General features: G+C 50.9%; 21 protein-coding genes and 1 tRNA gene. 15 read left to right on the top strand and 7 right to left on the bottom strand.

Annotation, left to right across the window (positions count from 1 at the left end; genetic code table 11):
* Positions 1 to 35: 35 nt before the first annotated feature.
* The 3 genes from NYE29_RS32575 to NYE29_RS32565 form a co-directional block, all read right to left on the bottom strand.
* Positions 36 to 794 carry a class I SAM-dependent methyltransferase gene (locus tag NYE29_RS32575; protein WP_340899234.1) on the bottom strand — a complete coding sequence of 253 codons (759 nt, stop codon included), beginning with the start codon at positions 792 to 794 and terminating at the stop codon, positions 36 to 38.
* Between the two features lie 121 nt (positions 795 to 915).
* Positions 916 to 1,533 carry a LysE family translocator gene (locus NYE29_RS32570; RefSeq protein WP_340899233.1) on the bottom strand — a complete coding sequence of 206 codons (618 nt, stop codon included), beginning with the start codon at positions 1,531 to 1,533 and terminating at the stop codon, positions 916 to 918.
* Positions 1,530 to 1,997, bottom strand: coding sequence for an Lrp/AsnC family transcriptional regulator (locus NYE29_RS32565; protein WP_340899232.1), 468 nt, complete (start codon positions 1,995 to 1,997; stop codon positions 1,530 to 1,532). The genes NYE29_RS32570 and NYE29_RS32565 overlap by 4 nt, the downstream gene beginning before the upstream one ends.
* A gap of 205 nt (positions 1,998 to 2,202) precedes the next feature.
* On the opposite strand from NYE29_RS32565, the gene NYE29_RS32560 reads away from it, so the two are divergent.
* Positions 2,203 to 2,286, top strand: a tRNA-Leu gene (locus tag NYE29_RS32560).
* 293 nt (positions 2,287 to 2,579) lie between these two features.
* Here the strand turns inward: NYE29_RS32560 and NYE29_RS32555 are convergent.
* The gene (locus tag NYE29_RS32555) at positions 2,580 to 3,275 is read right to left on the bottom strand and encodes a TetR/AcrR family transcriptional regulator (protein WP_340899230.1); all 696 of its coding nucleotides are present in this window, start codon (positions 3,273 to 3,275) and stop codon (positions 2,580 to 2,582) included.
* A 391-nt stretch (positions 3,276 to 3,666) separates the two neighbouring features.
* Here NYE29_RS32555 and NYE29_RS32550 point away from each other — a divergent pair, with 391 nt between their 5' ends.
* The 13 genes from NYE29_RS32550 to NYE29_RS32490 all read left to right on the top strand — a co-directional run bounded on the left by NYE29_RS32550 (position 3,667) and on the right by NYE29_RS32490 (position 18,018).
* A complete protein-coding gene (locus tag NYE29_RS32550) occupies positions 3,667 to 5,373 on the top strand; it encodes a CocE/NonD family hydrolase (RefSeq protein ID WP_340899228.1) in 1,707 nt (568 codons plus the stop codon).
* 484 nt (positions 5,374 to 5,857) lie between these two features.
* A complete protein-coding gene (locus NYE29_RS32545; RefSeq protein WP_340899226.1) occupies positions 5,858 to 6,457 on the top strand; it encodes an RNA polymerase sigma factor in 600 nt (199 codons plus the stop codon).
* A complete protein-coding gene (locus NYE29_RS32540) occupies positions 6,393 to 7,175 on the top strand; it encodes a hypothetical protein (RefSeq protein WP_340899225.1) in 783 nt (260 codons plus the stop codon). The genes NYE29_RS32545 and NYE29_RS32540 overlap by 65 nt, the downstream gene beginning before the upstream one ends.
* A 58-nt stretch (positions 7,176 to 7,233) precedes the next feature.
* Positions 7,234 to 8,127 carry an ABC transporter ATP-binding protein gene (locus NYE29_RS32535; protein ID WP_340899224.1) on the top strand — a complete coding sequence of 298 codons (894 nt, stop codon included), beginning with the start codon at positions 7,234 to 7,236 and terminating at the stop codon, positions 8,125 to 8,127.
* Positions 8,128 to 8,139: 12 nt separating this feature from the next.
* A complete protein-coding gene (locus NYE29_RS32530; protein ID WP_340899222.1) occupies positions 8,140 to 9,378 on the top strand; it encodes a hypothetical protein in 1,239 nt (412 codons plus the stop codon).
* Positions 9,379 to 9,597: 219 nt separating this feature from the next.
* Positions 9,598 to 10,302, top strand: coding sequence for an RNA polymerase sigma factor (locus NYE29_RS32525; protein ID WP_076112266.1), 705 nt, complete (start codon positions 9,598 to 9,600; stop codon positions 10,300 to 10,302).
* Positions 10,232 to 10,522, top strand: a complete 291-nt coding sequence (locus NYE29_RS32520; protein WP_340899221.1) for a hypothetical protein — start codon at positions 10,232 to 10,234, stop codon at positions 10,520 to 10,522. Before NYE29_RS32525 ends, NYE29_RS32520 begins: the two co-directional genes overlap by 71 nt.
* 38 nt (positions 10,523 to 10,560) lie before the next feature.
* Positions 10,561 to 11,436: an ABC transporter ATP-binding protein gene (locus NYE29_RS32515; protein WP_340899220.1), complete on the top strand. Its 876-nt coding sequence runs from the start codon at positions 10,561 to 10,563 to the stop codon at positions 11,434 to 11,436.
* Positions 11,433 to 12,659, top strand: coding sequence for an ABC transporter permease (locus tag NYE29_RS32510; RefSeq protein WP_340899219.1), 1,227 nt, complete (start codon positions 11,433 to 11,435; stop codon positions 12,657 to 12,659). Before NYE29_RS32515 ends, NYE29_RS32510 begins: the two co-directional genes overlap by 4 nt.
* A complete protein-coding gene (locus NYE29_RS32505; protein ID WP_340899217.1) occupies positions 12,656 to 13,288 on the top strand; it encodes a hypothetical protein in 633 nt (210 codons plus the stop codon). The genes NYE29_RS32510 and NYE29_RS32505 overlap by 4 nt, the downstream gene beginning before the upstream one ends.
* 496 nt (positions 13,289 to 13,784) lie before the next feature.
* Positions 13,785 to 17,252 carry a PAS domain S-box protein gene (locus NYE29_RS32500; RefSeq protein WP_340899214.1) on the top strand — a complete coding sequence of 1,156 codons (3,468 nt, stop codon included), beginning with the start codon at positions 13,785 to 13,787 and terminating at the stop codon, positions 17,250 to 17,252.
* A 94-nt stretch (positions 17,253 to 17,346) separates the two neighbouring features.
* Positions 17,347 to 17,535 (top strand): DUF6954 family protein, encoded by a 189-nt coding sequence (locus tag NYE29_RS32495; protein ID WP_340899213.1) that lies wholly within the window; start codon positions 17,347 to 17,349, stop codon positions 17,533 to 17,535.
* 87 nt (positions 17,536 to 17,622) lie between these two features.
* On the top strand, positions 17,623 to 18,018 hold the full coding sequence (locus tag NYE29_RS32490; protein WP_340899870.1) for a NusG domain II-containing protein: 396 nt from the start codon (positions 17,623 to 17,625) through the stop codon (positions 18,016 to 18,018).
* Here NYE29_RS32490 and NYE29_RS32485 read toward each other — a convergent pair.
* The 3 genes from NYE29_RS32485 to NYE29_RS32475 are packed head-to-tail and all read right to left on the bottom strand — an operon-like array spanning position 18,011 to position 20,970.
* Positions 18,011 to 18,883 (bottom strand): TIGR03943 family putative permease subunit, encoded by an 873-nt coding sequence (locus tag NYE29_RS32485; RefSeq protein ID WP_038589531.1) that lies wholly within the window; start codon positions 18,881 to 18,883, stop codon positions 18,011 to 18,013. The genes NYE29_RS32490 and NYE29_RS32485 overlap by 8 nt on opposite strands.
* A gap of 34 nt (positions 18,884 to 18,917) precedes the next feature.
* Positions 18,918 to 19,907, bottom strand: coding sequence for a permease (locus tag NYE29_RS32480; RefSeq protein ID WP_340899210.1), 990 nt, complete (start codon positions 19,905 to 19,907; stop codon positions 18,918 to 18,920).
* A 31-nt stretch (positions 19,908 to 19,938) separates the two neighbouring features.
* Positions 19,939 to 20,970: a CobW family GTP-binding protein gene (locus NYE29_RS32475; RefSeq protein WP_340899208.1), complete on the bottom strand. Its 1,032-nt coding sequence runs from the start codon at positions 20,968 to 20,970 to the stop codon at positions 19,939 to 19,941.
* A gap of 199 nt (positions 20,971 to 21,169) precedes the next feature.
* Between NYE29_RS32475 and rpmG the strand changes: the two genes are divergently transcribed.
* Complete coding sequence (gene rpmG, locus NYE29_RS32470; RefSeq protein ID WP_038589539.1) at positions 21,170 to 21,319, top strand: 50S ribosomal protein L33; 150 nt, start codon at positions 21,170 to 21,172, stop codon at positions 21,317 to 21,319.
* Positions 21,320 to 21,371: the final 52 nt, after the last annotated feature.

Here is a 21,371-nt window from a genome sequence, read left to right as displayed (position 1 = left end):
TACCGGAAAATAACCTCCGGTACGCTTTTTGTTTCTTACTGTTTCTTGGCGGCAATCCGGATTCTGCGGTAATCCATGATCCAGCCGTCTTCTTGGAACAGAACGGGCTTCAGCTCCTTTTCCATGAAAGCCAGCACATCTTCACGCTGCGGGCCGCTGAGCACGCTCAGAATTCCATCCGCAAAGGTGTTCAGCCAGCGGCTGAAACCCTGCTCTCCGCCAGCAAGCGGTGTTGGCCGCCCGAAGCATAAGGCAAGTTCAACGGTCATCCCGTTCTGTTCCAGGAGTGACGCGTATTCCCCGATGCTGGGGAAATACCAGGGCAGCTTCAGCTTGCCGCTGCACCCGATGGCGGCAAAAGCACGCGGCAGCCCGTCTACGACCGAGGCGATGTTGCCTTGCCCGCCGAATTCGGCAATGAACCGCCCTCCGGTCCGCAGGCTGGCGGCAATGCTTGCAGCGGCCCCTTGCGCATCCTGCAGCCAATGCAGAGCAGCATTGCTGAAGACGGCATCGGCGGGAACATCTGCGCAATAGGATTGGCCATCCGCCAGCACAAATTCCAGCTGCGGATGTTTGCAGCGGGCAGCGCTTATCATCTCAGGGGATGCATCAATCCCTGTAACAGCTGCCCCATGATCAGCGATGGCAGCGGCCAAATCTCCAGTGCCGCAGCCCCAATCCATAATTCGTTCACCCGGCTGCGGCTGCAGCAGATGAATCAAAGATTCTCCGAAGCGGGAAACAAAGGCCATATCCGTATCATAGGTACCGGTATTCCATTGCTGATTCATCAGAAGTCTCCTTTCAGGTCAAACAGGAATACTTCTGTTGTATCATGCGTTATCTTATAAGTGAAATATATAAATCAAATAGAGTTTATTGGTTATGCCTATCACCAGTTTCAAGCCGGATTCACCCCCCTGCCCCCAATAAGGCCAAGCTGATGCCGTATAAGCTGAACAGGATCAGGCTGACCGATGAGATCAGGCTCAAAGATCGAATGAAGGCATCAGGCAGTTTGCCGCTGATCCAGCAGATAATAGCAGATAACAGCAGCCACCAGCAGCAGGAGCCGAGCGCAATTCCAGCCGGGAGGAACAGGGAAGACCCGACAGTATTTCCAAGAGAAGCTGCGAGCGCCATGAAGCTTAGAATGGTGGCCGGATTAGCCAAAGTCAGAAGAAAGGAGGAGAACATGCTGTAGGCTATTCCGCTGCGGACGGCTTCCGGTTTGGCACCGGATTTGCCAGGCCACAGAGTTTTTACTCCAAGAACCCCGAGGAAGAGGCTGCCGATGAGCCGGAGCGGCAGATCATAGGCAGAAGTAAACTCATTCACAATTCGGAAGCTGGTGACGGTAGCCAGAGCATACAGTACATCGGCAAACGCAATTCCCGCACCGGTCGCCAGGCCTGCCCAGAAGCCATGCTTCAGTGTCCGGTTAATGCACAGCAGAGACATGGGACCGACAGGAGCGGCAATAATAAACCCGAAACCGAAGCCGCTGAAGAGGGCGGGCCAGATGATCATGGTGCAGTGTCTTCAGGCGACAGCGGGACATTCGGTGTTTCTTTAACCGTTCCGAGGATGATCGTTGTGCGGGTCCGCACAATACCCGGCAGGCTCTTCAGCTCCTCACTAATGATCCGGTCAAGATCGCGGGTTCCCCGGCAGCGGATCTTCAGAATGTAGTCGTCATCTCCAGCCGTATGATGGCATTCCTGAATTTCCGGCAGCTTCAGCACCAATTCCAGAAAAGCCTGCCGGTGCGTTGGCCGCTCCAGCGAAACCGCAATGAGCGCCGCCAACCCAAAACCGGCAGATTCGGCGTCAATCAACGCCGTATAGCCTTTGATCATTCCTTGCTCCTCCAGTCTCCGAACCCGGTCAGCAGCCGCAGGAGAAGAGAGGCCAAGCAGTCCGGCAAGCTCGGCCCAGGTCATTCTTCCATTCGCCATAAGTGCCTTGAAGATTTTGTGATCCAAAGAATCCATATTATCAAACCTTCCTTTATGAAGTGTTATATGTAATTTACTTTGAATACGTAAGTTAGTCAGTGATTAATGTTTCAGTGTGAAAATAGGAATTGTCCTGTCCAGACGAGTGATTAATGTACTGCTTCGGAAATAAAACTTGCACTTTACATCAAAAGGGAGTATATTCTTAATTACGGTGATTAAATCGCTGTATTCATAATATGCGGTCATGGCGGAATTGGCAGACGCGCTGGCTTCAGGTGCCAGTGATAGCAATATCGTGGAGGTTCGAGTCCTCTTGACCGCATCATAGTTTACAAACCAAACCCTTCTTCGGAAGGGTTTTTTATTTGCGTTTTACTGAGTATGGTTGTGTCGTTCGAATAATGAAAATGGCTGGCAAGCGGGATGAATGGAAATGAAACAATTTGAGGAGCAAGTTCTCAAATTAGTGAGGGAAGCCTGACTGTTGCCTTCGGGGACGACGATGCCAGTAACGGTATAGCTGCTGCCCATCATGGAGAAGGTGACAGCGGCAGGACTGTAGGGTTACGTCACCATCTATTGGGAGGGATACTGTTCCGCCGTCTTAGTCAGATCTTACGTACCTTGGGGGTCACATATTGACTCTTTCAAGCCTCCGTTCGGTTTATCTTGCTTGCAGCATAGTTGTGGGGGAGGAGTTTTATCGCCCTGTGTCATCCGACTATACATATCCATCCCTTCTTTTGTTAAATGAGGCAATATAAGGCTCCATAGGATGGAAAAGATACTTTTCTGCTTTGGAAGAAATTTTTGGAGAAGAATTATTTCCTGTGTCCCATACATATTGATCGATAATAAAGAAATAGACAAATCTTCATATTGTCCGGCATATAATTCTTCTTTCATAATTCCATTATTAACAAATATGGTAAATGTATCGGTAAAAAGTGTATAGAAATCATTAACAACCTTAATTTGCATATTAGCTATCTCAGGATACAGCTTAGGCAATTCTGTAAAACTGGAGAAATAAAAGAAATATTTTTCGCGGAATGCACTAAGGATTAAAAACTGCTGATTCAGCCCTTGGATAGAAACCTCCGCTGAGAAATTTAAGTTTTGATATTCTTCATACTGCCTTGCCATAACACCAATCATGAGGTCTTGTTTTTTTTTGAAATGGTATGTCAAATTACCAGGACTAATATTTAGCGCATCGGAAATATCCCTCAATGTTACATATGCATATCCATTTTTATTAAATAATTCAATTGAAGTCTCAAGGATCTTATCTCTTAAATTATTATCCATACCTATCTCCTTTATAGCGTTTGTGATATGCACTTGAAATCAAAAGCATTATATCATAAATTGGCCCTTTAAGCCGAAATAAGTAGCTTGATTAAGGATATGGAAGGATTCCAGAGATGTTTGCCGAGAATCCTCAGCTAAGAATGATTTTCTCGAAAAAGATCAGAGTTGAATTAGTGTACTCGTAGGAATACACTTACTTTAGTACATGTGTACTAATATTTCTTTTATAGAAATGATAGAAGGAGTGAATCCGATTGCTGGAAGAAGGGGGGGTTATCCATTGGTATGGAAATGCTGGACTGGATTTAAAGAAGAAATGTATTCGGCATATGCAACACATCTTATTGATTGAGTGGTATCAAGAAAAACTATCAAATGGAGGCAAGCTATGAATCCTCTACCTATCGACACTAACGAAAGAAGTAATCACTTTTATGAGCTTACCTGGAAAGAAGTAAAGATTCCGATGAGAGATGGGAATTATCTCGCCGCAAATCTTTATCAGCCTAATGCGGACGGGGATTTTCCAGTAATCATGACGATGTGTCCGTATGGAAAGGATACGCATTTCTCACAATTTGCTCCTGCTAACCCGACTGTTGCAATAGAATATACCCATTTGCAGGATAAAGGACCGTTACTTAGCTGGGAAACACCAAATCCTGAATATTGGGTGCCACAAGGGTATGCTGTATTGCGAGTAGATGAACGTGGTATCGGTAATTCTCCAGGGAAGCTTGATATATTATCATGTGCTTTAAAGAAGGATTATTATGACGCAATCGAATGGGCTGGAACGCAAGCCTGGAGCAATGGACGGATAGGACTGCTGGGCATCTCCTACTTGGCAATGAGCCAATGGGCTGTGGCATCCGAACAACCTCCTCATTTAGCGTGCATCATACCTTGGGAAGGTACAGTAGATTATTATGCGGATTTCTGTTATCCGGGTGGAATTCAGGTAAACGGCTTTCTTTCATTCTGGTGGGAAAACGGAGTTTTGACACATCAATACAATCCCGGTGGAAGCCTCTCTGAGGAACAACTGCAGGACAATCGCATTGATTTCCCGGAGATGGTCAAAAACAATCCATTACGTGATCAATCATGGACGAATCGGTTCTCTGATCTAAGCAAAGTAGAGGTACCTTTATTATCCGCAAGCAACTGGTTTAGCGCAGGAATGCATACCCGGGGGAACTTTCTGGGGTTTCAGAATGCAGCATCGGAGCACAAGTGGCTTGAAGTGCATATCGGCAGCCATGTTGGTGAATTCTATACCGCTCAGGGTCGTGAGCTGCAGAAAAAATTTCTCGATTATTGGCTCAAGGGAATCGATACCGGCATAACGAGGGAGCCGAAGGTGAAGCTTGCCATTCCCCGCGGAGGTAATAGCTACACATGGCGCTACGAGAATGAGTATCCGCTTAAGCGTACCCAATGGACTCGATTTTACCTTGATGCAAGCTCAAAGCTGCTTTCAGTGGAACTTCCGCAAGCCAAGAGCCAGCTTTGCTATGATGGCGATAAGGAGCGCGAGTCCAGGCACTGGGCCGAGCCCTTTATGGTGAAAGCATTCTCGAGAGAGGAAAACAACTCCAAGCGTATTCTGTTTGAAACTGCTCCGTTCGAGAACGAAACAGAGATTCTGGGGCCTATCAAGCTCCGCTTGTGGGCATCGTCAACAACAGATGATATGGACATTTTTGTATCTTTGCGCAACATTGACCCTCTTGGCAATGAGGTAGTTAATTCAGGAGCACTAACGGATCATTTCCCCATTAGCCAAGGCTGGCTACGCGCTTCCTTACGTAAAACGGATGATCAAATATCGGCGGAATATAAGCCCTACTACAGCTTCGATGAGATTCAGAAGCTGATTCCCGGGGAAGTCTACCCCTTGGATATAGAGATATGGGATAGCGCGATTGTTGTAGCTAAAGGAAATCGGTTGCTCCTGGAAATTGGCAGCCAGAATCAGAGCGGCTGCGCACTGCTGACTCAGACGGCGGATGACAGGGTTTGGGAAGCAGACGTTACTCTATATACAGGGGATGAATTTGATTCTTATTTATTGCTGCCGATCATACCCTAACTGGATTTAACTCTTCCCTACCATTTCATCAGGTCGGGCAGGTTGTGGAATTTGGCAAAGCGCGATTTCATCCGGTAGCCGCTGCCCAGTTGTTCAAAGGTGAGCAGATCATCCTTTTTGCATATTGTGAAGCTGAGATGTGAGACATCGAACTGTAGTGGGGGATTTTACATGGTACACTCGGTTTATTGCAGTGGATTTGCAGATATACAAACGATCGGTAACATCACCTCACCTGATGTTCATGAAGCGAATTACCAATTTAGCGCGTAAAGAGACCAGAAATATATACTAACCTCAGTCCTTGAGCAATCTTGAGATGCAGTGAGCTTTCTAGCCACTGCTTCTTTTTTTGCCTGTCCGTTCCTCCGGGTCTTGCGTGATCGGGTTTGTGAATATTGAACAACGTCACAATAATGACATAATATCTGTTCATTTTTTCCGGCAGAAAAACAGTTATACCTATTAGAGAGGAGGGGACGAGGTGGATGAAAGGGAATGGATTCGGCGGATCCAGGAGGGGGAAACCGAGTATCTGACACCGCTGATTGAGCGGCATTACGCTGGCATCCAGAAGTATTGCTGCTGGCGGGTACGGAACGCGGAAGAGGCGAAGGATTTAACTCAAGAGACCTTTTACCGCTTTTGCCGCCATATTGAGCGCTATACTGACGCCGGAAAATGCCGTGCGTACTTATACACTATCGCCCGCCATCTATGCAACGATCAATTAAGGAAGGGGCAGCCGCTATCCCTGGAGGACGAGGGGGATGCAGCAGACTGGAGGGCTGCACAGCAAAGCAGTTCTATAGAAGAACAGGTGGAAAGGGAGCAGCTGGTGCATGAGCTGTTTGAGCTGCTGCCTGAATCGCAGCGGGAACTGGTGTTTATGCGCTTTTGCCTGGATCTGACCTACCGTGACATTGCCCGCGTAACAGGAGTGAACATGTGTATGGTGCAGTACCGGGTGAAGCGCGGGCTGGCTGTACTAAGAAGCCACTTGGAAAGGAGTGAACCCGTTGAACAAGAGATCAGAGCAGGCCATCGTCAACGCCCTAAAGAACTACCCCACGCCCCCCATTGAACGGCAGCATCTTGAAGATACCGCCAGAGGGGCGGTGGAGGTGCTGCGCCATAGACAAGCCGGGCGGAGAACGTCGTTCGGAGAGTTCTATCTGGCCCAGCTTCGCTTCATCAGCTGGAAGGTATGGGCCGTGCAATTGCTAATCGTCCTGGGAATGGTGCTGTTACTACGAAACGCACTTCAGGAAATGGGTGAGAGTGTGCAAATTGTGATGATGGTCTCTATCGCCGCACCTCTGCTGGTAATGGCTGGAATCCATACGCTGACCCGTTCACTTAGCTGTCATATGCTGGAGATAGAACTCAGCACCCGCCATCTCCTGGAGAAGCTGACGATGGTCCGCATGAGTCTGCTGGGGATGGCGGATTTGCTGGGCCTGACCCTGCTGGCAGCGATATTAAGCGTTTGGATACATAGTGATGTTGCAACCATGCTGATCTATCTGCTTGTGCCTTTTAATTTAACTTGCCTCGGCTGCCTGTGGCTGCTCAATCGGGTTCGCATCCCAAGCTGCGGATATTACTGCCTGACCTTCGCCGGCATAGTGGCTTTGGTTCAGATGATACTTGCCTTTACCCCTAAGCTTTGGGTGTTTGAACCAGCAGCAATGGGAGTATGGCAGATGATGCTGCTGGTGACAACCGCAGGAATAGCACTGCAGGTACGCGGTTTGCGCAAGACTTGCCGGAGTCTGGAGACCGCTTCCAGCCTAATGTGAAAGTACCGCGCGCAGGCAGGCTGGCTACAGGGAGCATTGAATAAGGAGGGGTCATAACGTGTTGGAACTGACTATAAATGAGCTAAGCAAGCGCTTTGCCGCGAAACAGGCGGTGAACGGCATTTCGGCCCGGCTGACCAGCGGTGTGTATGGTCTGCTTGGAGCTAACGGAGCAGGTAAAACAACGCTGATGCGGATGATCTGCGGCATCCTCAGTCCGACCTCGGGGATGATTCAAATGAACGGCCAGGAGATCAGCCGGATGGGGGAACAGTACCGCGATCTGCTGGGCTATATGCCTCAGGACTTCGGGTATTATCCCGATTTCAGCGCGGAAGAGTTTCTGTGGTACGTTGGATCGTTGAAAGGGCTGACCCTGAAGGCTTCGAAGGGAAAAGCCCGTGAACTGCTGCGCATGGTAGCTCTGGAGGAGGCGGCCCGCAAGAAAATCCGCACCTTTTCCGGGGGGATGAAGCAAAGGCTCGGCATCGCCCAGGCACTGCTGAATGATCCCCGCCTGCTGGTACTGGACGAGCCAACGGCGGGACTGGATCCCAAGGAGCGGGTACGCTTCCGCAACCTTTTAGCCGATCTGGCCCGCGATAAGATCATCCTCCTGTCAACACATATTGTGTCCGATGTGGAATATATCGCCGATCAGATTCTGGTGATGAAACAGGGTGTGCTGCTGATGAGCGGGACGGTAGAACAGCTGACAGCTACGATGGATGGCAATGTCTGGTTATGCCATGTTCCGGCGAGGGAAGCGGAGGCGTGGAATGAACGGTACTGTGTGAGCAATCTGCGGCATGAGCGGGACCGGGTTGAGCTGCGTATTGTCTCTAAGGTCCAACCCGCAGCTCATGCAGTTTCGGTTCCACCGACGCTTGAGGACCTGTTTCTATACCATTTTCAAGATGAATCGGCTGCAGCGGCTGGCGAAGTCAAATAGGAGGTATAGTTTATGGATATTCTGACCCGGTTTGAGCTTAGAAAGATCATGAGACGGAAATCATTTTTTATAGGCATAACACTTGTAATCGTCGTGGCCTTATTAGGAGTATGGGCGCTCGTTTCGGGTGCGTACATAACGGACAAGGACGGCAATGATCTAAAAGGACTGGAAGCCATCCCGCTCCGAAAGGAATACAACCGCCAGCTTGCCGGACCGCTGACGATAGAGAAAATAGCGGCTGCAGTCAAACATCATCAAAAAGTCATGCATGATCCGAAAAACCTTAACGAGAAGGGGGAACTCACAAACGAGGCTTATGTAACCTACAAAGAGCAGAGTTATCAGATTGATACGTTGATCCGGTTTGCTTTTTCCCATTCCCGTGAATACGATCATTATATTATCGACAGCATGACACCAAATACAGCAAAGACCTTCTATCAGGAACGTCTCGATAAGGTGAAAGAGTACATAGACAGGGATTATACTCCCGGCAATGCTTCTGCCAAAGAGACTGCTTTTTTTATGCGGATGAATAAGTCGATTCCGGTCCCCTTCCAAATGGACTATGTAACCGGCTGGGAGAATGTGTTCGAGAACCTGCAGTTTGTTTTATTGATCAGCGCGTTTGTGATTGCAATCTGGCTTGCTCCTGTCTTTGCCAGTGAATACCAGAGCGGGGCGGATGCGATAATCTTGTCCTCCCGTTATGGCCGTAATAAGGTGATTGCCGCCAAATTGAAAGCCGGCTTGATTGTCTCCCTTGGCTTGCTTGCTGTGGGATTAGGCACCTACACTCTCTTGATGCTTGGGATTTTTGGATTTGATGGGGGAAGCGCCAGCGTGCAGATGATCAAGCTTTTTGCCCCGGTTCCTTTCACGGTGTTTCAGACCTATTTGTGGGCAATTCTTATTGGCAGCCTGGCCTGTCTGATCGTGGGGGCGGTGACGCTCTGGCTGTCCAGCCGGATGAGCACCCCATTTCCCGTTATCATTGTGATTGTCATTTTGCTGATCGGCCCGCTGTTTTTTCCGGCTAGCAAGAGCAGCCGCTTGTATAATCATATGATGAACCTGCTCCCTGGAAAAATGGTTGACAGCATTACGAGAGTAACCGAATACGAGGTGTATTCGGTGTTTGGACAGCAGATTCCCAACTATAAGTTTGCTACAGGCTTTGCGGTCATCGTTATAGCCCTGCTCCTGCCCTTTACTTATCGGGCCTTCAAAAACCATCAGGTAATTTGATAGGAAAGACTCAAGAGGCAGCACTGAATTCCCAAGCGGAAGTTGTCAAAAAAGTACGGATTCGCAGATTGCTGATGCAGCAGTTTGCGGACCCGTTTTGTTTTTTTCGGAAGCACTGTAACTATTTCGGAGGCTTGGACGAATAAGTAGTAGAAGGCTGCGGGAGAGGAGGGGATTCGGACGAACGATATCCAGAGAGGAAACAGACAGCGCTCCATTATGGAGGATGAGGCTGCGGGTCACCCGAATGATGAAGCAGCCGTGCTGCTCCGGTTTCGGCAGGGAGAACGGGATGCCTTTGAATGGCTGGTCCGGCAATACCGGCAGCCTGCGGTAGGGTTTGCCTATCATCTGACCGGGGATTATCATACCGCCGAGGATTTGGCACAGGACTCTTTTGCCTATCTGTTGGTGTATCCGGAGAGATTCGATGCCCGCGCGTCTTTTAAAACCTATCTGTTCACGATCCTCCGCAACAAAAGCATAGATTCCTTGCGGAAGCGGCAGCGGCAGGGGAGCCTGCCGGTTGAAACAGGGATGCGCAGGCGTCCCGATTCCTCCTTTTCAGGGGATTACACAGGAGATAACCTGCCTGAAGGAAACCGCATGCCGCCTCCCGGTTTGGATGATCCCGAACGGATGGCGATTGTGCACGAGGAGGACCGGGAGTGGCAACGGCGGTTACTTACGCTCAAGCCGGATTACCGGATGGCCGTGTATCTCGTTGATGTAGGTGAGATGTCTTATACAGAAGCGGCAGCTATTATGGGCCGTACAACGGTGAGCTTCAAGGTGCTGCTGCACCGGGCCCGCAAGAAGCTGAGGCAGATTTACGAAAAGGAGGAGTGGGATTGTGAAGCCAGCCGAAGAGGAACAAGCGTTTCTAGAGGAAGTGTACCGGAAAGCCCGTCTGCTGGAGTTTGACAAACGTGAAGCGGAGAAGGTGAAGAGAAACAGCCGGCAGCTCGACAGGCAAAGAAATACTAAGCTGGCGGGTATCGTACTTACTGCGGTTGTTGTTTTTGTAATGATCAAGTTCGAAATCATTGATCAAGTGTTGCTCATATTGCTGTCACTCCTCCTGATCGGAATAGGACTGATGGTGGAGAACACGGAGTTTACCTGGGACCAGGAAAGCGATTAGCAATGGGGAGTCAAAAGCATGTGAGGGAGAGGACCAGAATGGAACTTGTAATTGAACAACTGACCAAAACATACGGGAGTAAGCAGGCTTTAAACGGTGTCAGCTTCAAAGTAGGCGAAGGGATACACGGCCTGCTTGGTCCTAACGGGGCAGGTAAAACAACGTTGATGCGGCTGCTTGCAACTTTACTTACACCCACGTCCGGCAAAGCAATGATCGGTGGAGTACCATTGACGGACAAAGCGCAGATCCGCCAGCTGGTCGGTTATCTGCCGCAGGAATTTGCATTTTATCCAGGGATGTCGGTGCTTGAAGCGATGGATTATCTCGCACTTTTGTCCGGGGTGAAGGGGCATTCGGAGCGGAAGCGGAGAATCGACGATTTGCTGGAGCAGGTCAACCTGACGGAGCAGCGCCGGACCAAGGTGAAAGCACTGTCCGGCGGAATGAAGCGCCGGCTCGGCGTGGCCCAGGCAATGGTGCATGAACCGAAGCTGCTGATCGTCGATGAGCCGACGGCAGGGCTTGATCCGGAAGAGCGGATCCGCTTTCGCCGGCTCCTCAGCCGGTTCTCTGAAGGGAGAATCGTCCTGCTGTCCACCCATGTTGTGGAGGATGTGGAATCCACCTGTGAGCAAATGACCGTGCTGCATAAGGGAAGTCTGCGCTATCACGGCAGAATCGGTGACCTGACGGGGGCTGCCGCCGGACGCGTCTGGACGGTGGAGCTTGACCGGGCGCAGTGGGAGCGGGACCGTGACCGCTTTCCCGTGTTGTCCGCTGTGCCGGAAGGCACAGGAATGCGCATCCGTGTTCTCGCCGATCAGCAGCCGTATCCGGGAGCGCAGCAGGCCATACCGTCTATTGAGGATGCCTATCTTTGCCTGATGCGCAAGGAGGAGTCGTTCGTATGATAGGGCTCATTGGTAAAGAGATTCGCATGATTCTGCGCAGTCTCGTCTTTTATGTATTTATACTAGTGGCCTGCTTCTTCTATTTCACCGAATATGCAGCAGAACAGACCTGGAGCGAGCTTCGGCCTCCCGTTATGACAGAGCCGCAAAATATGGGCATCCCGGAACATCCTTATTACGGCTGGAAGCTGCCCGGGAACACCTCCGAACTTGCTACGCAAATGAGGAAAGAGATGGGCTGGGACCTGGACGCCGGTTCAACAACCAAGCTGAGAATCGGCTTTCCGCTCGAGAGCAAGCTGGATAAGCAAGAAAAAGCTGCCCTCACCGAGGCTGCATCCAAGCTGGACATCATTCTTAAAGCTTCGGATAAGTACACGATGGAAGACGTTTACAAGGTTTCTGATGGTTTGAACAAGCAACTTGGCGGGAGCAGTATGTACAAAAGAGGGATGGATGAATTCGGCTTTGGTATCGATAACTACGAGGAAGCGGTGAAAGCGCAGGAGCAAGCGCTTGTACGCTACAACGAAGTTGTAGAGGCCGGAGAGCTGCTGCCCGGAGCCGCAAGGTATTTCTGCGATTACCTCGCACTCCCGGCTGGTATCTTTCCGGTATTCCTTTCGGCCTTTCTGCTGCTCCGTGACCGCTCCAGCCGAATGAGCGAGCTGATATACAGCCGCCGGGTTTCGTCATGGACCTACGTCGGTTCAAAGTTTATCGCGCTTGGGATCATGCTCTCCCTGATTTATCTTGTGCTTGCAGTTGCCGGCGGTTGGCAGACCGTAAATGCCCTGGAACTGAAGGGGCAGACGCCGGAGGCGATTTTCCTCTTCCTTGGATACACCGCTTGGTGGCTGCTGCCTACAGTCTGGGCTTCGATTGCCTTCGGAATGTTCGGCTCTATGCTGTTCCGCCGGGGGATTGTGCCGATCGCCCTGCAGATCGTCTGGTGGTTTATTTCTGTGCTGCCGCTTATGGGCTCCTATGGGCTGTACAAGTTGATCATCCGCTTTAACACGCCAAGGGACGCTGATTTATATAAAGGTTGGGTGGATGAGATCGCAATTAACCGCAGCTTTTACATTCTGCTTGCGGTGCTGCTTGCAGCCGGAACCGCGCTGCTCTGGGAAAGAAACCGCAGCCAGGCGGATTCCGGAAGGGTACGGGGGAACAAAACCTCTGCAAGAAAAGCTAAAACGGCCGTGGGGGATGCCTCATGACAGGTCAAACACTCCGCGTGCTTGGTTGGTATAACCTGAAGCTGACCGCCCATTATTCGTGGCTGCTGTCCATCGCCCTGCTGTGCAGCGTGCATTTATTCATGGATCCTCAGCTCATGGAATGGGGAGATGTCGCCAAGCTGGGAGAACAATTGATCAGCTTCTTGGGCCTGATCGTGTACCCCCATCTGGCGATGCTGGAGGAAGGCGGAATCGGTGAGGTGCTCTACGCCAAGAAGGTGCGGCATCACCCTATCTTCCTGTTTCGCTGGCTGTCCACTACTTTGTTTGTTTTCTTGATCATTGCTGTTTTTTTCACCAGCTTTCATCTGCGCGGAGCGGACTTTGACCTTTGGCCGATGATCGGCGGAGTTGCCATCACCGCAGTAGCGATCGGATCGGCAGGTATGACGGCCACTCTACTGCTCCGCAACATATCGGGCGGATACATTGTCGGCTTTGCCTGGTATCTGCTCGACTTTATGACAAAAGGCCGTCTGACCGGACATTTTTATCTGTTTGGGCTCGTGAAGGGCGGATGGGACCCTGACAAATGGCTGCTCGCCGGACTGTCATGCGCACTTGCCGTGTTCTGTGCCTTCCTGCTTCCGGCCCGGAGACTGGACTGAAGGCAGCCCAGGCGGGCAGAGTGGCTAGCGCGGCAATCTGTTTGAAATAGAACGAACTTAACTCTTCAGCATCTTCGCTTAACCGGCGAGACTCCCTCACAACCTGAGATTGATAAAGCGAAGCAGAAAGTCCAGCACGCTGCACCCGCAAGGACGTCGGGACCTGCACTGGAGCCGAAAAACTAAACAAACGGCATAACATATAACTGACCGCCTTAAAGTCATCGTAGTGACTGAGAGGCGGTTTTTTGCCGGGCAAAACTGCTGACATTACGTACGAATCTGCAAACTGCATCGAACAGGTTTCCCGCCTCCATGTTCATTCCTCTTGGGCAAAAAGGCCCTTTTTCGCATGTCTAATCTCCAGCAAATTGCCTCATTCGTTTCCATTGTCTCTATGATAGACTTCATATTAGAAGCTTATTGACCGAAAAAAAGATATACTTACATTTACATTTAATTTCTGTCCGCCACTTTCACAGAGGAGGCTCTATCATTGTCCGACAATCTTTTTAAATATCTGTATTTGCGGTCTTCTACAGGATTTGCAGTCGTGTCCATGAAGGATGGGACGATACAGCTGGCCAACCCTGCACTGTGCAGTATGTTCGGGTATACGGAAGCGGAGTTTATGAACCTTCGGTATTTGGATATTTCCTGTACGGAAGAGAAAGACACAGCAGATCATGAGCAGATTATAAACCTATTGCTGCAGAGCCCGGGTGCGGCTGTAGACAGCGAAAATCAATTTACACGCAAAAATGGTGAAGTCTTCTGGGTGGCACTGCATTTGTTTCTGACTTTTGATGAAGCTGCGGGTACCCCTTTATATATGATTGCGGAAATGAAGGATATTACGGACCGCAAGCTGGCAGAGAAGAAGATACTGGAGGAGCATTATCTCTATAATCTGATTTCGCAGAATACGCCCGATTTGATATCTCTCGCTGACCCTGAGGGTACGATCCATTATGTTTCGCCCTCCATTGAACGAGTGCTCGGATACTCCACCCATGAAATGATCGGTAAAAAAAGGCCGGATTACTATCATGAGGAAGACGCATTGGAGATGACCGAGCAGGGACTGCTCTATTCGGACAACGATGTGTTTACCCGCAGGGTGCGCCATAAAGACGGGCACTATCTTTGGATTGAAAGTTCTTTCCAGGTCATGCGCGACGATAAGGGTGGGGTTCAACAGGTCTTGACGGTTGCCCGGGATATAACGGTCCGGAAGAAATACGAGGACATGCTGGCGAATGCCCAGTTTCTGGCCCGGATGGGCTCATGGGAATGGGAGGCGTCCAGCCAGCAGTTGATTGCTTCCAAGGAAATGCGCTGTATCTTTGGCCATACTGATGATTGCAGCAATCATACCGTCTATGATCCGCTGCTCATCAAGGAATGTGTGGAGCCTAAAGATCTGCCCAAGGTTACGGAGGCGCTGCTTGATTCGGTGAAACACGGGACGAAAGGCGGAGCAGTCTTCGGAATTACGGCGGCCGACGGCACGAAGAAATTTATCGATGCCCATTGGGAAGTGGCTCAGGATGCATCAGGTAACATAAGGCAGATTAGCGGAGTGGTTCAGGACATTACAGCTCATCGGGAAATGGAGCAGCAGCTTCGGGAAAGCGAACAGAACTACCGGCTCATTTCGGAGAATTCCCAGGATTTCATTTCCCGCAATGCAACCGATGGGAAAGCAACCTATCTGTATGCCTCTCCGGTCTGTCTGCAGATGTTCGGATATACTCCTGAAGAGATGGTAGGCACCGAGGGAATGGAATATATTCATCCCGAGGATGCAGCCCGTGTCCAGGCCTATCTGCGCAGCAGCATCAAAGGGGAAAGGCTTGAGCCTGTCGTCTTCCGGTTTCTGTGTAAAGACGGCTCTTATATCTGGACAGAAACGACCCTGCGCCACATTGATACCGGTGCTGGAGGGGATACGGAGATTGTCGGCATCACCCGCGACATCTCGGAGCGGAAGCAATATGAGCTCAAGATGCTGGAGAGCGAAAACCGCTATAAGTCTTTGTTTGAATATAACCCTTCGGCTATCAGCGCGATGGATTTGCAGGGACGGATCCAATCGCTGAATGCCAGCCTGCAGCATTTGACGGGTTATTCCTGTGAAAGCCTGCTGTTGTCAAACTACTGCGATATCTTTGATCCGGAAGAGCTGGATTTTGTGGCAGAACGCTTTCTTGTTGCTGCAAGCGGTGTAGCTCAAACCTTCGAGAGCAGACTGCTTCACCGGGATGGGCATGTTGTCGAGGTCAGCATGATTTATGTGCCGATAATGGTAGACAGCCGGGTCGTGGGCGTATTTGCCATTACGAGCGATATTACGGAGCGCAAACGGCATCTGGAGCAGATTGAGAAGCTCAGCTATGAGCATGCGCTGATTCTGAATTCCGTTTCCGAAGGTATTTTTGGCATGAATCTTGAGGGTGCGACGGTATTTATCAATCCGGCGGCGTCCGCAATGCTTGGCTACGAAGCCGGAGAGCTGGCGGGAGAGATCAAGTTGCCTACGATCGAGCAGACCTGGCTCGACGGAGAGCCGTATCCTGGAGGGCGGAAGCCCCTGCGGGAATGGCTGGAAGATCATCTCACCTATGATGAGAAAGAGGGCGTATTCTGGAGACAGGACGGTTCAAGCTTTCTCGTCAAATACCGGATGACCCCTCTGTTCGATAACGGTGTACGGAAGGGTGTTGTGGTTGTGTTCCGCGACATTACTGAAGAGAAGGCGATTGTACGGGCTAAGGAGTCTGCCGAGCAGGCAGACCGGGCCAAATCGGAATTTCTGGCCATTATGAGCCATGAGCTGCGCACGCCAATGAACGGGATTATCGGTATGGCTGATTTGCTTGAAGGTACCGAGCTTGACGAAGAACAGCAGTATTATACGCAGATTATTACCAAAAGCGGTGGGACGCTGCTGCATATTCTCAATGAGGTGCTCGATTTCAGTAAAATTGAAGCGGGCATGATGACGATTGAGCTGCAAGCTGTGGATCTCCGCCAGGTTGTATCGAACGTCACAGATATCTTTTATCCCCGTATCAAAGAGAAGGGGCTCTCGCTAAACTGCGAGGTGGATGACGCGCTGCCACCGCTGGTGTTAACGGATGAGGCCAGACTGCGCCAGATACTTGTAAATCTGGTCGGCAACGCGGTGAAATTCACCGAAGAAGGGGAAATCGGGATTCAAGTGAAGCTGGTGTCATCCAGAGATTCCGGCGAGTGTGTTCTTAAATTTACCGTGACGGATACTGGGATCGGTATTCCGCTGGACAGCCAAGGCCTGCTGTTCCAATCCTTCTCCCAACTGCATCCATCGATCAACCGCAAATATGGCGGAACAGGTCTGGGACTGGCCATCAGCAAAAAGCTTGTGGAGCTGCTGGGTGGAGCGATAGGCGTGGAGAGCCGTGAAGGTGAAGGCTCGGAGTTCTATTTCACCCTCCATGCCACTCTTCCAAGAGAAATGACCACTGCGGGCGGTGCTGCTGCGTTCCCGGCTACGGAACGGCGGGAGAACCGTAGCAAGTACAAAGGCTCCTCCAGCGGGGTGTACGGTCCGCTCTCGATTCTAGTTGCCGAAGATCATCCTGTGAACCTGAGATTGCTGCAGGCGTATCTTAAGAAGCGGGGATATGATTCCGATGTGGCGTCCAACGGGGAAATGGCGGTCGAGGCCGTGCTCACCGGGCAGTATGATCTGGTATTTATGGACATTCAGATGCCGCTCATGGATGGGATTGAAGCGACAGCCAAAATCCGCGAGGAGCTCGGATTGTCCCCGGTCATTATCGCCGCTACAGCTTTTGCCCGCAAAGAAGACAAGGAGATGTGCCTGAGGGCAGGCATGCAGGATTTCATCTCCAAGCCGATCCGGCCGGAGGAGCTGGACAGGGTGCTGAGGGAATGGTCGGCTTATTCCCGCAGATAGGCTGAAGCAGCCATACGGGCGTCAGGAATGATTGGCCTCAATTGAGGTTATTCTGAAAGAATGAAGGTTGAAAAGCAAGGAGGGAGGACCGCAAGTGAGAGTGTTGTTGTATGTGCTGTTCGCGATCCTTTACCTGCTGACCACGTTCTTCGGCCTGGGTCCCGTACTGTTCGCTGACGGCTCTGCCAAGGAACGGATCCTTACGCTGATTGTCGTGTTGCTGGTTTATACGGCGATCACCGTATGGATGCGCAGTCTGCTGAAACGGCTGGGCAAGCATTGACAAAGTCTGCTGCGCTGACTATATTTAGATTATTCGTAATTTTTACGTATAAATATAGCCAGCGAGAGGGTAACGCGATTGCAAAAGATGAAACGCGGCGATTTTGTCATTATTGTATTGGTTTTACTTGTAGCCGGCTCCATCTACGGAGTCAAATGGATGAATAACCGGAATGAGCATTATGCACAAGGGGATTTGAAAGCCGTTATTACAGTAAACGGCAAAGAGTATAAAACTGTTTCTTTGACCAAAGAAGAGCAGATTATTGAGATGAAGACTAAGTTTGGCCACAATATATTAAAAGTGTATGATTACGGAATTCAGATGACGTATTCTGACGCTCCGTTGCCGATTGCCCTGGAGATGGGCTTTATTTCCAGACCGAGGCAGCAGATTATTTGCATTCCGGCCCGGCTGATGGTTGAAGTCGTCAACCCCGACAGATCCATTGATGATGATGATGAGCTGGACGCAGTTATTTAGCTGCCGGTAAACTTTGAATCTGCTCCCATGCGGCCACCGAGTCGGCATTGGTGTACACGTAAGGAGTGGAAGGCTGGGGAATCGCTGTAATGCTGTCTGGATCAATCTGCATGATTTCCTTGCCGCCGTATTTCACAACCTGAAGCTTGCCCCGAACCTCAATCCAGGTATCGGCGGGCAGGCTTATTTGTGTTTGCGGATCAAGCAGGATTCCGAAAGGAGTGGCATCGGCAGTACAGCATTGGACGAGAAAACGGCTGACCGCATACGAACTTTTGCCGGCCACCGCCGGTTCGCGGTACAGGAAACCTGAGACGGTGATCTCTTTACCAGCAAATTGGCCTTTATACAGGTCGATTGCTCCGAACGTTTCGGAGAAAATTTCCGGATAAACCGTAATGACATCCTGTGCGTGAAGGTTGGCGGCAAGCTCCGCGAATTCCGCCTGATAAGGATTGGCTGCGGCGAATGACTCTTTTTCCCGCGGTTCCACCGTGGTATAGGATAAGGCGATGCCTTTTTTGGCTGCGGCCGCGCTGCCCAGAGCACGGTCGGGAAGCAGGAAGCCGAGCAGCAGCGGAAGCAGGAACAATCCGTAAAGCGCGCTGCTTCTGAGCCCGGTGCGGGGCAAACGGTGCTCACAGTCGCACAGGACACTGCTTTTGCCGAACAAGGCCTGAATCCCCAGGCTGAGTGCCATGAGCGCAAGGGGGATGGGACAGAGCTTAATCCAGCGCGCCAGCTTCGGGGCGACATAATAATGCAGCGCGTCCTGCTGGACCAGATGCCCAATGTAGAGAGCAAAGAGAAGCAGAATAACCGCCCTGAGCAGATAGTGGAACCGGATGCTGCCGGAATCGTTCATCTTGGCCCTCCTGAAAGTTTTGTAAGAAATAGCATCATAACCCTAATGAAACCAGCACCGATCCGATAAAGACGGCGGAGAAGATAAGAAAAAATAAGTAAAGCGCGAACTTCGTCTTGAATAGCGAGAGCAGCATCAGCGAATTTTTGAAATCCAGCATCGGTCCAAGCACCATGAATGCCAGCAGTGATCCCGTCGGGAAGGTGTGCAGAAAGGTGGAAGCGACAAAGGCATCGGAGGTTGAACATAAGGAGAGGACAAAGGCCAGCCCCATCATGAACAGATAGGAACCCAGCGGCTTCTCCCCAATAGCGGCCAGACTGCCCTGATTCATAAAGCTCTGAATGCCGGAGGTCAGCAGGCAGCCGATAATCAAATATTTGCCCATTTCAAAAAACTCGTCCGATGTGTGCACGAAGACGGCAACCAGTTTACCTCCGCGTGTGCCTTGTTCATGGCGTTCCCCGGTTTCACGCTGAATAGAAAGCCGCAGCGGCGACTTTTTCACCGTGATGTAAATGATAAGGCCGATCAGCGCGGCAACGGCAAACGCAAGACCCATACGGGCATAAGCGAGTCCGGGATGGGAGCGGAAGGCCGTCAGTGTCGCCCCATAAACGACGGGATTGACCACGGGTCCGGAGAGAATGAATACAACGGCAACATACAGCGGCATTCCTTTATGCATCAGGCGTCGGACCAGCGGGATCATGCCGCATTCGCATACGGGAAACAGGATGCCGAGCAGGCAGCCGAACAGGATCGCCGGAACCGGCCTCCGCGGAATCCAGCGTGAGATGATCTCGTCCGGAACGAATACGCGGAGCAGGGAAGACAGCAGCGCACCCAGCAGCACAAACGGCAGGGCTTCCAGCAGAATGCCGATAAAAGCTGTTTTGAACGTATCCACATAGGCATTGTCCAGCAGCTCCGGGTGCTCCGGCAGCCACACGATGCCCGCAATAATCAGGAAGACGGCGGGAATGAGCAGCGGCAGTATTTTAAACGGAGAAAAGGTTGTCAAGGCATCTTAGGCTCCTTCCCGGCATGCGGTATTAACCGAACAGTGCAGACCAGCGCTCCGTCAGCTGCTGTTCATCCAAATGCAACCCTATGAAGACGACATAAGGCAGTCCGGGATAACGCGACGGTTCCCAGCTTGCCCGGTTTCCGGCAAATTGCACCAGCTGGACTTCAGCCTGACCCCTCAGCCGTACATGTCCTTTGGCCCGCAGGAGGCTGCCGCCCCATTCGCGGAAGAAGCCCTCCAGCTGTTCCCTGTAGATTCCGCTATCTTCCGCTTGCGGGAATGTCAGTGTCACAGCAGCCACCTGCGAATATGAGGGTTCGGCTTCAAGCCTTGGTTCATGCACAGCGGTTGCACCATGGGGCTGACCGGCGTTCATCCGCTTAAGCACGGACCCGTTGATGCTGCGGGAGCTGCGCTGGGCAGCTGCGGTACGGGATGTCCGGGCAGTGATGCCGGCCAGCAGCGGAGCCACGTTGATTTCACTGTAGTGGGTAAACACAATCTCGGATTCTGCATTATACTTGCGGACGGCCTTTTCAATTTTCCATAAGGTTTCCGGCTCTACAAGATCACTTTTATTGACGATAATCAGATCGGCCCCGCTGATTTGTTTGCGCAGTGTCCGGACAAGCTGCTTGTCGGCAGAAAAACGGCTGTTGTACTCAAGCATGTTTTCGGCATCGAGAAGGGTGACTGTATAGTGCAGCGCCAGCCGCTCGCTGAAGGAAGGCTCCTGCAGCGACTTTGAGATCTCTTCGGGATCGGCGACGCCGGTAAGCTCGATAAAGATCATATCCGGCCGCCGGGCGAGCAGTGCATTCAGGCTTCCCGGCAGTTCGTCCTTGCGGCTGCAGCAGACACAGCCGTCCAGCAGCTTTTCCACACTTGTCCCCGTATGCTCCTGCAGAATGTAGCCGTCAACATCGCGTTTGCCCAGCTCATTCATCACTACACCGGGATTCAGTCCCCGTGCCTTGCTCTCTTTCAGCAGAGTGAGCAGGAGGGTCGTCTTTCCGCTCCCCAGAAATCCGCTTAATATAATCACCGGTATCTTCATCGTCCACACTCCCGTTTGAATCTTGCAATTGCAAGAATCATATTTTCATATTTCCATATATACGTAATTTGATCTAAGGAAAGACCACATATTTGAGAGAGTAGAAATTTTCTGCATGCCCATGTTGACAGCAGGGGACTCAAACATGTAGAATGTGTAAATCGTAAACATTACGATTAAATAAAAGGAGATGAACGCTGTGAGAGTAATTGTGACTTTGGCCTGCACAGAAACCGGCGACCGCAACTATACCACTACCAAGAATAAGAAAACCCAGCCGGGACGGATCGAAATGAAGAAATATTGTCCGCGTCTGAAACGGGTTACGCTGCACCGGGAGACACGCTAAGTTATGCAGTCTGGGTTCTGAAGCCGCCTTGCGCTGCACATAACTTTTCATT

Origin of the sequence: Paenibacillus sp. FSL M7-1046, from assembly GCF_038007405.1 — a bacterium.
Lineage (GTDB): Bacteria > Bacillota > Bacilli > Paenibacillales > Paenibacillaceae > Paenibacillus_AQ.
This window is presented reverse-complemented; position numbering and strand designations above follow the sequence as displayed.

What these genes read in the sequence shown, in the direction of transcription:
- NYE29_RS32575 (WP_340899234.1), bottom strand. Translation starts at nt 794, where the DNA reads ATGAATCAGCAATGGAATACCGGTACCTATGATACGGATATGGCCTTT.
- NYE29_RS32570 (WP_340899233.1), bottom strand. Translation starts at nt 1,533, where the DNA reads ATGATCATCTGGCCCGCCCTCTTCAGCGGCTTCGGTTTCGGGTTTATT.
- NYE29_RS32565 (WP_340899232.1), bottom strand. Translation starts at nt 1,997, where the DNA reads ATGGATTCTTTGGATCACAAAATCTTCAAGGCACTTATGGCGAATGGA.
- NYE29_RS32555 (WP_340899230.1), bottom strand. Translation starts at nt 3,275, where the DNA reads ATGGATAATAATTTAAGAGATAAGATCCTTGAGACTTCAATTGAATTA.
- NYE29_RS32550 (WP_340899228.1), top strand. Translation starts at nt 3,667, where the DNA reads ATGAATCCTCTACCTATCGACACTAACGAAAGAAGTAATCACTTTTAT.
- NYE29_RS32530 (WP_340899222.1), top strand. Translation starts at nt 8,140, where the DNA reads ATGGATATTCTGACCCGGTTTGAGCTTAGAAAGATCATGAGACGGAAA.
- NYE29_RS32525 (WP_076112266.1), top strand. Translation starts at nt 9,598, where the DNA reads ATGGAGGATGAGGCTGCGGGTCACCCGAATGATGAAGCAGCCGTGCTG.
- NYE29_RS32515 (WP_340899220.1), top strand. Translation starts at nt 10,561, where the DNA reads ATGGAACTTGTAATTGAACAACTGACCAAAACATACGGGAGTAAGCAG.
- NYE29_RS32510 (WP_340899219.1), top strand. Translation starts at nt 11,433, where the DNA reads ATGATAGGGCTCATTGGTAAAGAGATTCGCATGATTCTGCGCAGTCTC.
- NYE29_RS32505 (WP_340899217.1), top strand. Translation starts at nt 12,656, where the DNA reads ATGACAGGTCAAACACTCCGCGTGCTTGGTTGGTATAACCTGAAGCTG.
- NYE29_RS32490 (WP_340899870.1), top strand. Translation starts at nt 17,623, where the DNA reads ATGAAACGCGGCGATTTTGTCATTATTGTATTGGTTTTACTTGTAGCC.
- NYE29_RS32485 (WP_038589531.1), bottom strand. Translation starts at nt 18,883, where the DNA reads ATGAACGATTCCGGCAGCATCCGGTTCCACTATCTGCTCAGGGCGGTT.
- NYE29_RS32475 (WP_340899208.1), bottom strand. Translation starts at nt 20,970, where the DNA reads ATGAAGATACCGGTGATTATATTAAGCGGATTTCTGGGGAGCGGAAAG.